Raw genomic sequence first — 13625 nt, 5'->3', positions numbered from 1 at the left:
TCCTTATTGGAAACCGATGGAAAAGTCGTGGCCCCACAGGCTGACCGCCGTGGCTTCATAGACACTGTGGTGGTCCCAGTCGACCACCAGGCCGCCGTGGCCATATTCCATGTCGAAGCCGCCCGGTGTTTTCATGTAGAACGACGTCATGCGGTCATTGCAGTGGCGCCCCAGCGTGGCGGACATTTTCACGCCATGCTGGCGCACGCGGTCCAGCGCACGTCCCACTTCATCCATCGATTCGACTTCCACCATGGCGTGGATGCAGCCGGACGGGGCCGACATCTCGAAGATGCCCAGGCTGTGGTGGCGGCCGTTGGCGCAATGGAGGAAATAGATGCGCTTTTCCGGTTCGGCCGGATCGGGTGTGAATTCGGGCGGAATTCGCATGCGGAAGATATCGGACAGCTGGAAGCCCAGCACGTCCTTCAGGAAACCGTAAGTGCGGTCGAAATCCGGCGCCGGCAACACCACGTGGCCCAGCCCCAGCTCGCCCGTGACGAAGCCGGATACGCCGATCGGCGACGCGAAGCGGCGGAAATCGGTTTTCACGCCCCAGTACAATTCATGGCGGTTGCCGGACGGGTCGGCCACCCACAGCATTTGCTGTACATGGCGCGCTGCGCAGGTGGCGCTGTCGGCCAGCTGGAAGGCGATGTCGCGCTGGCGCAGGCTGTCTTGCGCGGCCTGGAACGCCTGTTCGCCGGCCAGCTCCCAGCCCGACGCCAGGTAACCGTCACGCTCCCCCTTGACGACATGGATGCGGGCTGCCCGCTCGTCCATTTTCAGCGCCAGGCCGCCATCAGGAGCGTCAAGACTCATCATGCCCAGCACCTGCTCGCCGTAATGGCGCCACGCCGCGGTATCGGTGGATTCCGCCACGATATAGCCCAGTCCACGTAGTTCGATCATGTTTGCTCCCCTTGCTCGGTTTATTTAGTAGCTGGAACCGATTCTGGGCAAAAGCAAAAGGGGCAACATCGTCTGATAAGACTAGCCATCCGGGTGTGGCGGGGTAGTCCGCGCAGACGATGCCCGCCCGGACGCCCGGCGCGACACTGGCTTGCATCATCGGATAACCACCTCAGGAGACAATGCCATGGCAACCGACACCCCGTTCGATCAACAGGAATTCCGCAAGGCGCTGGGCGCGTTTACCACCGGCGTGACCGTCATTACCGGCATGGGCGCCGACGGCGCTCCCGTGGGCGTGACCGCCAACAGCTTCAATTCCGTGTCGCTGGACCCACCCATGGTGCTGTGGAGTCTTGCCAAAAGCTCGCGCAGCCTGGCGGCCTTCACGCAAAGCCCCCATTTCGCGGTCCATATCCTGGCGCTGGACCAGGACGCGCTGTCGAACCGCTTCGCCCGCAGTGGCGCCGACAAGTTTGCCGGCCTGGCGCTGGAATACGGCGCCGGCGGCGTGCCGCTGCTGACGGGCTGCGTGGCGCGCCTGCAATGCCGCACCGCGTTCCAGTACGAAGGGGGCGACCACATCATCTTTGTCGGCGAAGTCATCGCCATGGACCGCCGCGACGCGCCGCCGCTGGTATTCCAGGCCGGCCGCTACGCGGTTGCCACCGCCAAGACCGCGGCGCAGGCGCTGACGGACGACTTGCAGGACGAAGACGCCAGCTTCAGTGAAAACTTCACGGGCTACCTGCTGGCCCGCGCCCACTTCCAGTTTTACAGCCAGTTGCGCAGCCACTTGCAGCAGCATGGGCTCAGCGATTGCGAATACTTCGTCCTCAGCGTGCTGGTGGTGCGCGACGGGCGCAGCATCGCGAATTTCAACGAGCGGTTTTCCTATACGGGACACCAGGTGACGCCGCAGCTGATTGCGCGGCTGGAAGTGAAGGGTTACGTGCGCACCGTGGGGCCGGCGGGACAGCAGCTGTGCTATCTGAGCGACGCGGGACGGGCGCTGACCTTGCGTATCATCGCGGCGGCCAAGGCGCTGGAGGCGGATATGCTGGGCAAGCTGGGCGAGGCGGATGCTGCGGCGTTTAAGAATTTGTTGAAGCAGTTTATTTTGCACACGGATCCAGGATTGGCGCATCCCTGGAACGCTTAAACCCGGTGCTGGGATGAACTCGCACGTCTTCCCCAGGTCTTAACATTGAACATTGGCCAATCCGAAGGCCTGAAATTACGAGATCACGGCACCCCAAAAATACCACTCTCGCACCCACTGCACGGCGTTATCGCAGTATCGTATACGGTGAGCGCCGACCGGCGTGGCACTTTTGGAATCCATCTGTCGAGGACAAGGCAATTGGAGGGCCGATTTCATTCATGACTATGCATCTCTCACGTACTTTGCAAAAAATACTCGGTTTTTCGATTTCCTTTGTTACATTTCTTGCGAACACGTGGCTGTGCTTTGCGGGCAGCGACTTCTCCCTTTTAGTGAAATTTGTTTTTTTGCTCGTGTCGGGTGCTCTTTTGGGGGCACTCGCAGGCAACATTAAATTCTTTGAAGGGCAAAGGAAGCAGCTGGCTTGGGCGGCCACTGTGAGCGCTTTCATCCTATGGATACCCGTAGTCGTCGCAACTTACGGGTTTGCATTGCTTGGAATTCCCCTCATCTTGTTATACGGCTTGGCGGTGCACGCTGGCTGGCAGCTAAGTCAGCGGAAAACCGGCGCCTCTGATTGAGGCGCTACGCACCGCTCTCGCGGTCGTGGCCACTCCCCACTTTCTATCTCACCTCATCTGCCACCGCAATAAACCCGCCAGCGACGCGGCCACCAACACTATCCCCGCCGCCGCCAGTAACGATGGCCAGTTGTCCAGCAGCCAAGCTCCCGGTGATACGACGACATTCAATACGGTGCGCATGACGGATTCCAGTTGTACCGCAGCGCTGGGCAGACTAGTCATGTTGGATCTCCTTGATGTGTACCGGGCCTGTGTGCCGCCCCGGTCCGCGGCGTAAATCGTTACCCCGGCGCGTCACACTGCCTCCTGAGTTGGTACTTCAGCACTTTGCCGGATGCGTTTTGCGGCAATGCATCCATGAAGCTCGCTACACGCGGCACCTTGTAATTGGCCATCTGCCCGCGCGCCCACGCGATCAACTCCCCTTCCACCAGGCTGACACCCGGCCGCAGCACGATGCACGCCTTGCCCACCTCCCCCATGCGCTCGTCCGGTATGCCGATCACGGCCACCTGGGCAATCGCGGGGTGCGCGGCCAGCAAACGTTCGATTTCCGCGGGATAGCAATTGAAGCCCCCGCAGATGTACATGTCGCCCAGCCGGTCGGTGATGCGCAGATACCCCTGTTCATCGATGACGCCCACGTCGCCCGTGCGCAGCCAGCCGTCGGCGCCGATGGCGCGTTCCGTGGCGCCGGCATCGTTGAAATAGCCCTGCATGACGTTGTAGCCACGCAGCTGCACTTCGCCTGCGGCACCCGGCGCAACGACGCCGCCGTCCCCGTCCACGCAGCGCAATTCGACGCCGGGCATGGGGCGGCCGCAAGTCGTCGCCACCCGCTCCGCCGTGTCGCGGCCATCGCACAGGGTGGCGAAACCGCACGATTCGGTTAAGCCATACCCCGTCAGTACCGTGCGGAAGCCCAGTTCGCAGCGCATGCGTTCAATCAGCGACGGCGCGATCGTGGCGGCGCCCGTGACGGCTGCCCGCAAGCTGGACAAGTCGTATTCCCGCAACTGCGGGTGCGCCAGCATCGACAAGTACAGGGTCGGCGGCCCGGGCAACACGTGGATGCGCTCGGCCGCGACCCGTTCCAGGATGGCTTGTGCATCGAACACCTGGTGCGGTGCGATGGTGCAGCCATGCATCAGCGCGGCCAGCCAGCCCGCCTTGTAGCCGAAAGCGTGGAAGAATGGCGAGACAATCAGGTAGCGCTCCGCCGGCTGCAGGCCGACGGCGGCGCCCCACGACGCGATGGCGCGCAGGTTCTGGCCATGGGCCGCCATCACGCCCTTGGGCCGGCCCGTGGTGCCGGACGTAAACATCAGGTCAGACAAGTCGTCCGGCTTGACGGCGGCCGCCCGCGCGGCCGCCGCTTCCCAGCGCACGCTGCCGGCGCGGGACAGGAAGGCATGCCAGTCTTCCACACCGGGCCCGGGCCTGGCGACGCCCAGTACGATGATGCGTTCCACTGTCGCGGGGCGATGGCCGCCCAGCAGCGCCGGGTAATAGTCGCCGAGGAAATCGCCGGCGCAAAACAGCATGCGCGCACCGCTGTCAGCCAGGATGCCGCCCGCCTCGACGCCGCGCAGCCGCGTATTGACGGGCACCAGCACGGCGCCCGCGCTATGGATCGCCAGTGCGGCGGCAATCCACTGGTGGCCGTTGGGCGCCCAGATGGCAACGCGGTCACCCGGTTCGATGCCGGCCGCCAGCAGCGCGCGCGTGGCTTGCCAGCGCAGCGCGTCGAGGTCGGCATAGGTCAGCGCATGGCCCGGCTCATAGATCGCGCGCGCCAGCGGCCAGCGCGCGGCGGCGGCGGACAGCATGTGCGGCGTGGTCTGGGCCGCCGCCGGCTCGCCGGCCAGGATAGGATTCATTGGCTTCATAGGAAAGTCGAAAAACTAGTCGGGAAAACGGATGCGCAGCGAATCGCTGGCGGGCACGCCCTGGCATGCCAGGGTCCAGCCTTCGGCCAGGTCGTCATCGTCGAGCACCGCGTTGAGCTTCAGCGTCACGCGGCCCTCTTCCACCTTGCACATGCACGCGCCGCAGGAACCGCTGCGGCACGAGTTCGGCGGATTCAGGCCGGCGGCCAGCATGGCGTCCAGCAGGGTTGCGCCGGCGGAAACCGTCAGCTCATGGTTCGTGCCATCCAGCGCCACCGCCAGCGCGGTGGCCGCGCCGGACGTTTCTTCCGGCTGCGGCGCGATGACGCCGGCATCCAGCGACACGAACCGTTCGACCCGCACCTTGCCCCGCTCGACACCCAACGCCTTCAGCGCGGCCTGCGCGCCATCCATGAACGGTTTCGGGCCGCAAATAAAATACTGGTCGGCGCCGTGGGATGCCAGCAGTGCCTGCATCTGCTCCTGTTCCGGCACGCCCTGCACCTGGTCCAGCCAGTGCTGCACGACGAGGCGCTGCGGATGCTGGCGCGCCAATGCTTGCAGTTCGCCGCGGAAGATGATCGATTCCGCATCGCGGTTGGCATACAGTAGCCAGATCCTGCCCGCGCCCTGCGCCAGCACCACCTTGATGATCGACAGCATGGGCGTGATGCCGCTGCCGCCCGCCAGCAGCGTGAAATCGCCGTCCAGCCGCGCCGGGACAAAGACGCCGGCCGGCGCCATCACGTCCACCTGCGCCCCGGCCTGCAAGCGGTCGCACAGCCAGTTCGATGCGCGTCCGCCCGCCACCCGCTTGATGGTGACGCGGGGTTTCGCATCGATGCCCGGGCTGCTGGACAGTGAATAGCAGCGCGCCAGCTCGCCGTCCGGATGCGCGACGCGCAACGTCAGGAACTGGCCGGGCCGGTAGGCGAACAGCGGCGCCAGCGCGGTCGGCACGTCCAGCTCCACCGACGTGGCGTCGGCGGTCTCCGCCACGACGCGCGCAACGCGCAACGCATGGTAAGTTGGCACGGCGGCGTTCATGCCGGCCTCCTCAGGAATCGATCGACAACTGGCCGTTGTCGATGCGCAGTTCCGAACCGTTGATGAAGCGCGATTCGTCCGAGGCCAGGAACAGCACCAGGTTGGCGATATCCTTCGGCATGCACATGCGCGCCATCGGATCGCCCTCCACCTTCACTTCCGCTTGCTCCCCCTTCGCGGCGGCGCCCATCAGGCTCATGACCATCGCCGTCAGGATGCCGTCCGGGTGGATGGAATTGCAGCGGATGTTGTAGCGCTGCTGCTTGCAATGCGCTGCCACACTGCGGGTCAGCGCGGTCACCGCACCTTTCGACGCGCTGTACGCGCAGAAGTGCGCCATGCCCGCCAGCGCAGCCAGCGACGCCATGTTGATGATGGCGCCGCCGTGCTGCTTCATGGCTTGCACGCCGTATTTGCAGCCGAGGAAATACCCTTCCGCATTGATGCGCTGGATTTTTTGCCAGTCTTCCAGGGTGGTCGATTCGATCGTTCCCATGGCCAGGATGGCGGCGTTGTTGACCAGTACATCGAGGCGGCCAAAGCGCTCCAGCGTCGCCACCACCACGCGCTGCCAGTCGCCTTCGCTGGCGATGTTGTGGGCCATGGCATAGGCGTTGTCGCCGATCTCTTGCGCAACCGCCTGCACGCCTTCCTCATTGACGTCGGTCAGCACGACTTTCGCGCCTTCAGCCGCCAGCAGCAATGCGTTTTCCTTGCCGACACCACTCGCCGCGCCCGTGACCAGTACCACCTTGCCCTTGACCCGTCCGTTATCCTTGCCCATAGCTGTCTCCTCGTTGTAGTAGATGTGTTTGGCATGCGGCGGCGCCGGCACGGCGGCCGGACCACACGCAGTCCGCCAGCGACAAGCCGCTGACGTATTGATTCGATGCGATGCCCAGCGCCGTGCGTCCCGCCGCATACAGGCCGCCAATGGCGCGGCCATCGGCGCGCAGCACGGCGCCGGTGTCTTCGTCCACGCGCAGGCCGCCCAATGTGATGGCGGGGCACGGGAACAGCCGGCTGTCCATCGAGATGTCGATGGCATACAGCGGCCCTTCCAGCGGCGCCAGCATCGATGGCGATTTACCCAGCGCGTCGGGAGCGCCGCCCCGCGCCGCCAGGTTGTAGCCGTCGATGGTTTGCCGCAGTTGCGCCGGCGGCATGCCCAGCCGCGCCGCCAGCGTTCCCGCGTCGGGCGCCTTCACGGCGCCGAACAACATCAGCAGCATGGCCGGGCCGCTCTGGAACAGCCACAGCTTGCCGCCGCGGCATTCGCGCAGCGCCGCGTTGCGCAGGCGCGTGTCGAGGATCAGCCACGCGCGGCCATCGGCCTGTTCGCACATGGCGTGCCCCAGCCGCGCGCCATAGACTTCCTCGTTGCAGATGCGCCGCCCCGACCGGTCGACGACGATGCCGCGCGCCCAGTCGAATGGCGGATTGATGAAGCGCCACGCCGACACCTTGTGCATGTGCGACGTGGCGCCGCCGGCGGATTCACCCAGCGCGATGCCGCTGCCCGCGCAGCCCGTCGCGCCAAGGCGCCACGCGCGCAGGTAACGGGGAGCGTGCCTGCCCAACATGGCGCGGTTGAAAATAAAGCCGCCCGTGGCCAATACCACGCCGCCCCGGGCACGCACGTGGCGCACCTTGGCGTACCGCTGTTCCAGCGCGGACAGCGCGGCGCGCGCGCCATCGGCCAGGCCGGGCGCCATGTTGTGGACGGTATCGGCAAAGCGTTCCAGTTGGCGATGCAGCCATCCGGGCGCGCCGCGCAACTGCGCCACTTCCGCGCCGATCACGTTGCCGGCGCGGTCCGTGATCAGGCGGCGGGCGATGGCCTGCCCCTGCACGGCGATGCCGGCGCGGGCCACGGCGGCGCGCAGCACGCCGAACAGCGCGGCGCCCGACATGCCACGTCCCTTGACGCGGTGGCCCCGGGGTGCGGGTTGCGCCTGCTGCGCAAAGGCGGGCACCGCTTCGCTGCCCGAGTAATACAGGTAATAGCCATCCTGCGGATACGACGTTTTCACAGGCGGCATGCGGGAATCGAATTGCACGCCAAGTCCCGTCAGCCATGCCACCATGCCCCTGCTGCCTTCGCAGAACGCGCGCAACGTGGCGTGGCTGACGGTGTCGCCGGTTTCCTGGCGCAGGTAATCGAACATGGCTTGCGGCGTATCGTGCACGCCCGCTTCCAGCTGCTGCGGCGTGCCGCCGCCCGCGTAGACCACGCCGCCGCTCTTGGCGCTGGCGCCGCCCCGGTTGAAGCGGTCCATCACCAGCACGCACGCGCCGCTTTCGCTTGCCGCCAGCGCGGCGCATGCCCCGGCCGCACCGAAGCCCAGCACCAGCACATCGCAATCGTCATCCCACGGATGGCAGGCGGAAGCGCTTATCTGCAGTGGCGGCTGTGTTGGCGATAGTTCCATGGCCCGCTCACACGAAGAAGTCGCGGTTGTTCTGGCCCATCAGCAAGCCGCCGTAATTGCGGCCGTACGGGTCCAGGTTGTTGGCCACGTGGGCGCGCGCCGTGTGGGTATCGAGGAAAATGCGGGTCAGCGGGTTGGTGAGATAAATGCCACGGCCGCCGCAATAGCGCAGCAGGCGGTTGACCTGGGCGGCGCACCGTTCCGGCACGGCCGCCGACTGGTAGCGGTACTCGACGCGGGTTTCCACCGGCAGCGGCTGGCCGGCGCGGGCCAATGCCATCAGGTGGGCAAAGTTCCGTTGCAACACGACGCGCATTTCATCGGCGGCCGCCTGCGCTTCGGCGCACGCCATCTGTGCGCCCACGTCTTCCGTGGTCTTCTGGCCCGTATTGATACTGACCAGTTTCAAAGCATACGCGCGGAACTGGTTGATCGCCCCTTGCAGCGCACCCAGCGACGCCGTGGACACGGCGCGTACGAAGATTTGCGCGAACGGCAAGCGGTACAGCGGCGACGTATTGACGGCATTGCCCGGACTGTCGCACAGGAAGCCGTCGGACGACTTATGCGTGCGGTAATCGGGCACGAAGACGCCATCGACGACGATGTCGTGGCTGCCGGTGCCGCGCAAACCCAGCACGTCCCAATTCTGTTCGATGCGGTAATCGCTGCGGGGCAGCAGGAAAGTGCGGTATTCCGGCGGGCCGCCCGCTTCCGTCGGCGGCACCAGGCCGCCCAGCAATACCCATTGGCAATGTTCGCTACCGCTGGAAAAGCCCCAGCGGCCGGAAAACTGGAAGCCACCTTCCACCGGCACTACTTTCGCCACCGGCATGTAGGTCGATGACGTCAGGATACTGTCGTCATTGCCCCACACATCCTGCTGCGCGCGGTCGTCGAACAGCGCCAGTTGCCAGTTGTGCACGGCCAGCACGCCGTACACCCACGCGCTGGACATGCACGCCTCGGCAATCGCCAGCTGGATGTCGAAGAACACTTGCGGGTCCATTTCATAGCCGCCATAGCGCTTCGGCTGCAGCACACGGAACAGGCCCGCCTGCTGGAAGTCCTCGATGGTCTGGTCCGACACCTTTTGTTCCCGCTCCGCCTGCGCGGCGCGTTCCGCCAGCGCGGGCAGCATGGCGCGGGCACGGGCCACCAGTTCGTCCGGCGTGGGATGGTCCAGCCGGTCCGCCGGCAGGGGTAACGAGGCCACGTTCTGTTGCATGTCTGCTCCTTGTTGGTGAGTGTCTGAGGGCATGTTCACGCAACGGGCAAACCGCAACATCGTCCGAACAGACGATGAGGGGATGGGGGCGATGGGGGACGCTGTGACCGACGCGACAACTAATCGCGCACCACAACTACAGGAGACTCCATGAAACGACTAACCATGATCGCGTCGCTGATGCTTGCAGCTTTTGCAAGCCCGTCGCACGCACTGAATATCCTCGTGACCAATGACGACGGCGCCGAATCGTCCACCGTGCACGCGCTGCAACAGCGGCTTTCGGCCGCGGGCCACAACGTGATCATCTCGTCCGAGGTATGCGACAACAGCGGCCAGGGCGGCGCCCTGGGCTTCCTGCGGCCGATCGGGCCACTGTCCGCCACCAATTGCGGCGCCACGCCCAGCCGGGGCGGCGCCCTGCCGGCCGGCGCGCCCGGCACCGGCACACTGCCCGGTATGCCATTCGCGTTTTACGTGAACAGCACGCCGGTGGCGGCCACGTTGTACGGCATCGACATCGCGGCAAAGAAAACCTGGGGCAAGGCGCCCGACCTGGTGGTGTCCGGCCCGAACTACGGCAACAACACGGGCTTCATCAACAATGGTTCCGGTACCGTGAACGCCGCGCTGGTGGCCATCAACCGGGGCATCCCGGCGATTGCCGTCAGCGCCGAGCAGCCGACCGATTACCGTCCCTACACCAGGCTGGCCGAAGGCGACGCGGAATATGAAACCGCCGACGTGGTGGTGCGGCTGGTGGCGGAACTGGAAAAACGCAAATCCGTGGGCGACGGCCTGTTGCCGCAGGGCGTGGGGCTGAACGTGAACCTGCCGAAATTCGCCAGGGGCGGCGCGGCGGCATTGCCGTTCAAGTACGCGAAACTCGGGCTGGCCACGATTGCGCTGCCCTACTTTATCGAAGATTTGTCGAAAGATGCGCTGGCGCAGAGCTACCTGGCGCGCGCCTTCCCCAACGGCGTGCCGGCCTTCCCCGGCGTCACGCTGCTGGTCAACCCGGCGCCCGCCCCGGCCGGGCTGACGTACGTGCCGGATACGGACCCGGAATCGGAACAGAACGTGGTCAACAGCGGTGCGATTGCCGTGGCGGTCATGCAGGGCACGCACCAGGGCACGCGGACGCAGGAAGCCGTGATCCGCGCCAAGCTGGCCAACTTCATCAAGTGAGGCGGCCATGCGAATCCCATACGTATTGCCAGCCTGCCTGGTTCTGGCCGCCTGCAACGGTGGTGGCGGCGCCCAGTCCAACGTCGTGCTGGGCGGCGCCCCCGCCCCCGGCCAGTCGACCGCCTTCCTGCTGGAGGGCGACCCGGCCGGCAATTACGGCGAAGCCTTCATGGATGCCGAGGGCAAGGGTTTTATTGTCGTGGCCCCCAGCGACGGCCAGGCCGCGCAGGCGCTGTACCGCCTCGACGGCGATACCGTCCAGCGCGCGCCGGCGGCGTTGTCCGGCGCCGTGAACCTGAACCAGTCCAGCGTCATGAAATTGCGCACGTCGGCCGTGGCGCCCGCGCAACTGGCGGGCCGCTATACGGTGCTGCTGGGCGGGCTCAGTGCGGACTTCACGCTGGATGCGGACGGCAAGGTGACGGCGACGGGCGGCGCTTGCCAACTGTCCGGGACCGTGCAGGCCAGCGGCGGCGTGCCCGGGACGCTGCCGGTCGCGCTGACCGTCGGCGGCTGCACGGCGGAAGGCAAGTACCAGGGGTACTTGATCCGGTCGGCCGATTATGCGCCGGGGGCGTTCCGGCTTGTGGCTGATGATGGCAAGCGCGTACTGGACGGGTATGCGATTGCCGTCGGAGCGGGCAAAGGTTGAAATAAGTCTCCTGGCCGGGGCAGTTCCCAGCCAGTTCCCGCGTGCCGGTGTTGTGCATTTGCCCATGGGTAACGTTCGTAATATTTCCTTGAGATTAATATTTTCAAAGAAACAACACATGTAACTTATATAAGACATACAAGTTGCATAGTGTAGAACGTTATTCCATCTGCTAAAATCTCGCTGCTCTAGCAAAAAGCTGTGTCCAAACTGAAGAGAGCTGAGAAAGTTAACCACCCGGGCTTCGACCGCACACGAGGGAAAACCTATGACCCAGAATTCCAAAATCATTTACACGCTGACCGACGAGGCGCCACTGCTGGCGACCTACTCGCTGCTGCCTATCGTTCAGAAATTCACGGCGCCGGCCGGCGTGGATGTCGTTACCAGCGACATCTCGGTGGCGGCACGTGTGCTGGCCGAGTTCCCGGAGTTCCTCACCGACGAACAGAAAGTGCCGAACAACCTGGCCGAACTGGGCCAGTTGACCCTGAAGCCGGAAACCAACATCATCAAGCTGCCGAACATTTCCGCTTCGGTGGCGCAGCTGATGGCTTGCGTCCGCGAACTGCAAAGCCTGGGCTACAAGCTGCCGGACTATCCGGAAGATGCCAAGACCGAAGAAGAGAAAGCACTGAAAGCCCGCTACGGCAAGTGCATCGGCAGCTCCGTGAACCCGGTCCTGCGCGAAGGCAACTCCGACCGCCGCGCGCCAAAAGCCGTCAAGGAATACGCAAAGAAAAACCCGCACTCGATGGGCGAATGGAGCCAGGCTTCCCGCACCCACGTGTCGCACATGCACCACGGTGACTTCTACCACGGCGAAAAATCCATGACCCTGGATAAAGCCCGCGACGTCAAAATGGAATTGCTGACGGCGTCCGGCAAAACCATCGTGCTGAAACCGAAAGTCTCGCTGCAAGCCGGCGAAATTATCGACAGCATGTTCATGAGCAAAAAGGCACTGCTGGAGTTCTATGAAACCCAGCTGGAAGATGCGCGCAAGACCGGCGTGATGTTCTCGCTGCACGTGAAAGCCACCATGATGAAGGTGTCGCACCCGATCGTGTTCGGCCACTGCGTCCGCATCTTCTACAAGGAAGCCTTCGCCAAGCACGCCAAGACGTTCGAAGAACTGGGCGTGAACGTCAACAACGGCATGGTCAACCTGTACGAAAAGATTGAAAAGCTGCCGGCGTCGCACAAGGAAGAAATCCTGAAGGACCTGCACGCCTGCCACGCCAACCGTCCGGAACTGGCCATGGTCGATTCGGCCAAGGGCATCACCAACTTCCACTCGCCGAACGACATCATCGTTGACGCGTCGATGCCTGCCATGATCCGCCTGGGCGGCAAAATGTGGGGCGCCGACGGCCGTCCGAAGGACGTCAAGGCCGTGATGCCGGAATCGACCTTCGCCCGTATCTACCAGGAGATGATCAACTTCTGCAAATGGCACGGCAACTTCGACCCGACCACCATGGGCACCGTGCCGAACGTGGGCCTGATGGCGCAGCAAGCGGAAGAATACGGTTCGCACGACAAGACCTTCGAAGTACCCGAAGGCGGCGTGGCCAACATCGTTGACCTGGCCACCGGTGAAGTGCTGCTGACGCAAAACGTGGAAGAAGGCGACATCTGGCGCATGTGCCAGGTGAAAGACGCGCCGATCCGCGACTGGGTCAAGCTGGCCGTCACCCGTGCCCGCAACTCCGGCATGCCTGCCGTGTTCTGGCTGGATTCCTACCGTCCGCACGAAAACGAAGTGATCAAGAAGGTACAGGTTTACCTGAAAGACCACGACACGTCCGGCCTGGACATCCAGATCATGTCGCAGACCCGCGCCATGCGCTACACGCTGGAACGCGCGTTCCGCGGCCTGGACACGATCTCCGTGACCGGCAACATCCTGCGCGACTACCTGACCGACCTGTTCCCGATCCTGGAACTGGGCACGTCCGCCAAGATGCTGTCGATCGTGCCACTGATGGCTGGCGGCGGCATGTACGAAACCGGCGCGGGCGGTTCCGCTCCGAAGCACGTGAAGCAGCTGGTGGAAGAAAACCACCTGCGCTGGGATTCGCTGGGCGAGTTCCTGGCACTGGGTGCATCGCTGGAAGACATGGGCATCAAGACCGGCAACGCCAAAGCCAAAGTCCTGGCGAAAACCCTGGACGACGCCACCGGCAAGCTGCTGGACAACCGCAAATCGCCATCGTCCCGTACCGGTGAACTGGACAACCGCGGCAGCCACTTCTACCTGTCGATGTACTGGGCACAGGCGCTGGCGGCACAGACCGACGACGCTGAACTGGCAGCCAAGTTCGCGCCGCTGGCCAAGTCGCTGACGGAAAACGAAGCGAAGATCGTCGAAGAGCTGAATGCCGTGCAAGGCAAGGAAGTCGACATCGGCGGCTACTACTACCCTAACCCGGAAAAGACCTCGGCGGTAATGCGTCCTAGCGCAACCTTTAACGCTGTGCTGAACGCAATCTGATCACCGGCTGACGTCACTGAAGGCGGTTCGG

At 64.3% G+C, this 13625-nt stretch carries 12 protein-coding genes; 5 read left to right on the top strand and 7 right to left on the bottom strand.

Annotated elements, in window-relative coordinates; translation table 11 throughout:
- Positions 1 to 3: 3 nt before the first annotated feature.
- Positions 4 to 912, bottom strand: a complete 909-nt coding sequence (locus tag GJ700_RS10155) for a VOC family protein (RefSeq protein WP_154373248.1) — start codon at positions 910 to 912, stop codon at positions 4 to 6.
- Positions 913 to 1099: 187 nt separating this feature from the next.
- Between GJ700_RS10155 and GJ700_RS10150 the strand changes: the two genes are divergently transcribed.
- Both GJ700_RS10150 and GJ700_RS10145 read left to right on the top strand, forming a co-directional pair.
- Entirely contained in the window at positions 1100 to 2074 is a 975-nt protein-coding gene (locus tag GJ700_RS10150) for a flavin reductase (protein ID WP_154373246.1), read from the top strand.
- 221 nt (positions 2075 to 2295) lie between these two features.
- Complete coding sequence (locus GJ700_RS10145) at positions 2296 to 2658, top strand: hypothetical protein (RefSeq protein ID WP_154373244.1); 363 nt, start codon at positions 2296 to 2298, stop codon at positions 2656 to 2658.
- Between the two features lie 48 nt (positions 2659 to 2706).
- On the opposite strand, the gene GJ700_RS10140 is transcribed toward GJ700_RS10145, so the two are convergent.
- The 6 genes from GJ700_RS10140 to GJ700_RS10115 are packed head-to-tail and all read right to left on the bottom strand — an operon-like array spanning position 2707 to position 9170.
- Positions 2707 to 2883 carry a hypothetical protein gene (locus GJ700_RS10140; protein ID WP_154373243.1) on the bottom strand — a complete coding sequence of 59 codons (177 nt, stop codon included), beginning with the start codon at positions 2881 to 2883 and terminating at the stop codon, positions 2707 to 2709.
- Between the two features lie 59 nt (positions 2884 to 2942).
- Positions 2943 to 4541: a FadD3 family acyl-CoA ligase gene (locus tag GJ700_RS10135; protein ID WP_195763846.1), complete on the bottom strand. Its 1599-nt coding sequence runs from the start codon at positions 4539 to 4541 to the stop codon at positions 2943 to 2945.
- 24 nt (positions 4542 to 4565) lie between these two features.
- On the bottom strand, positions 4566 to 5597 hold the full coding sequence (locus tag GJ700_RS10130; protein WP_154373241.1) for a ferredoxin--NADP reductase: 1032 nt from the start codon (positions 5595 to 5597) through the stop codon (positions 4566 to 4568).
- A 10-nt stretch (positions 5598 to 5607) separates the two neighbouring features.
- Entirely contained in the window at positions 5608 to 6381 is a 774-nt protein-coding gene (locus tag GJ700_RS10125) for a glucose 1-dehydrogenase (protein ID WP_154373240.1), read from the bottom strand.
- The gene (locus tag GJ700_RS10120; RefSeq protein WP_154373239.1) at positions 6368 to 8029 is read right to left on the bottom strand and encodes an FAD-binding protein; all 1662 of its coding nucleotides are present in this window, start codon (positions 8027 to 8029) and stop codon (positions 6368 to 6370) included. Before GJ700_RS10120 ends, GJ700_RS10125 begins: the two co-directional genes overlap by 14 nt.
- 7 nt (positions 8030 to 8036) lie before the next feature.
- Positions 8037 to 9170, bottom strand: a complete 1134-nt coding sequence (locus GJ700_RS10115; RefSeq protein WP_229506919.1) for an acyl-CoA dehydrogenase family protein — start codon at positions 9168 to 9170, stop codon at positions 8037 to 8039.
- A 237-nt stretch (positions 9171 to 9407) separates the two neighbouring features.
- On the opposite strand from GJ700_RS10115, the gene GJ700_RS10110 reads away from it, so the two are divergent.
- The 3 genes from GJ700_RS10110 to GJ700_RS10100 all read left to right on the top strand — a co-directional run bounded on the left by GJ700_RS10110 (position 9408) and on the right by GJ700_RS10100 (position 13594).
- Positions 9408 to 10445: a 5'/3'-nucleotidase SurE gene (locus GJ700_RS10110; RefSeq protein ID WP_154373237.1), complete on the top strand. Its 1038-nt coding sequence runs from the start codon at positions 9408 to 9410 to the stop codon at positions 10443 to 10445.
- 7 nt (positions 10446 to 10452) lie between these two features.
- Complete coding sequence (locus tag GJ700_RS10105; protein WP_154373235.1) at positions 10453 to 11097, top strand: hypothetical protein; 645 nt, start codon at positions 10453 to 10455, stop codon at positions 11095 to 11097.
- A 268-nt stretch (positions 11098 to 11365) separates the two neighbouring features.
- Positions 11366 to 13594, top strand: coding sequence for an NADP-dependent isocitrate dehydrogenase (locus GJ700_RS10100; protein ID WP_154373233.1), 2229 nt, complete (start codon positions 11366 to 11368; stop codon positions 13592 to 13594).
- Positions 13595 to 13625 lie beyond the last annotated feature (31 nt).

It is taken from the genome of Pseudoduganella rivuli (genome assembly GCF_009674485.1).
Taxonomy (GTDB): Bacteria; Pseudomonadota; Gammaproteobacteria; order Burkholderiales; family Burkholderiaceae_D; genus Rugamonas; species Rugamonas rivuli_B.
This window is presented reverse-complemented; position numbering and strand designations above follow the sequence as displayed.

Excerpts from the sequence above, each read along its gene's own strand:
- GJ700_RS10155 (WP_154373248.1), bottom strand. The coding sequence starts at position 912 with ATGATCGAACTACGTGGACTGGGCTATATCGTGGCGGAATCCACCGAT.
- GJ700_RS10150 (WP_154373246.1), top strand. The coding sequence starts at position 1,100 with ATGGCAACCGACACCCCGTTCGATCAACAGGAATTCCGCAAGGCGCTG.
- GJ700_RS10145 (WP_154373244.1), top strand. The coding sequence starts at position 2,296 with ATGACTATGCATCTCTCACGTACTTTGCAAAAAATACTCGGTTTTTCG.
- GJ700_RS10140 (WP_154373243.1), bottom strand. The coding sequence starts at position 2,883 with ATGACTAGTCTGCCCAGCGCTGCGGTACAACTGGAATCCGTCATGCGC.
- GJ700_RS10135 (WP_195763846.1), bottom strand. The coding sequence starts at position 4,541 with ATGAATCCTATCCTGGCCGGCGAGCCGGCGGCGGCCCAGACCACGCCG.
- GJ700_RS10130 (WP_154373241.1), bottom strand. The coding sequence starts at position 5,597 with ATGAACGCCGCCGTGCCAACTTACCATGCGTTGCGCGTTGCGCGCGTC.
- GJ700_RS10125 (WP_154373240.1), bottom strand. The coding sequence starts at position 6,381 with ATGGGCAAGGATAACGGACGGGTCAAGGGCAAGGTGGTACTGGTCACG.
- GJ700_RS10120 (WP_154373239.1), bottom strand. The coding sequence starts at position 8,029 with ATGGAACTATCGCCAACACAGCCGCCACTGCAGATAAGCGCTTCCGCC.
- GJ700_RS10115 (WP_229506919.1), bottom strand. The coding sequence starts at position 9,170 with ATGCTGCCCGCGCTGGCGGAACGCGCCGCGCAGGCGGAGCGGGAACAA.
- GJ700_RS10110 (WP_154373237.1), top strand. The coding sequence starts at position 9,408 with ATGAAACGACTAACCATGATCGCGTCGCTGATGCTTGCAGCTTTTGCA.
- GJ700_RS10105 (WP_154373235.1), top strand. The coding sequence starts at position 10,453 with ATGCGAATCCCATACGTATTGCCAGCCTGCCTGGTTCTGGCCGCCTGC.
- GJ700_RS10100 (WP_154373233.1), top strand. The coding sequence starts at position 11,366 with ATGACCCAGAATTCCAAAATCATTTACACGCTGACCGACGAGGCGCCA.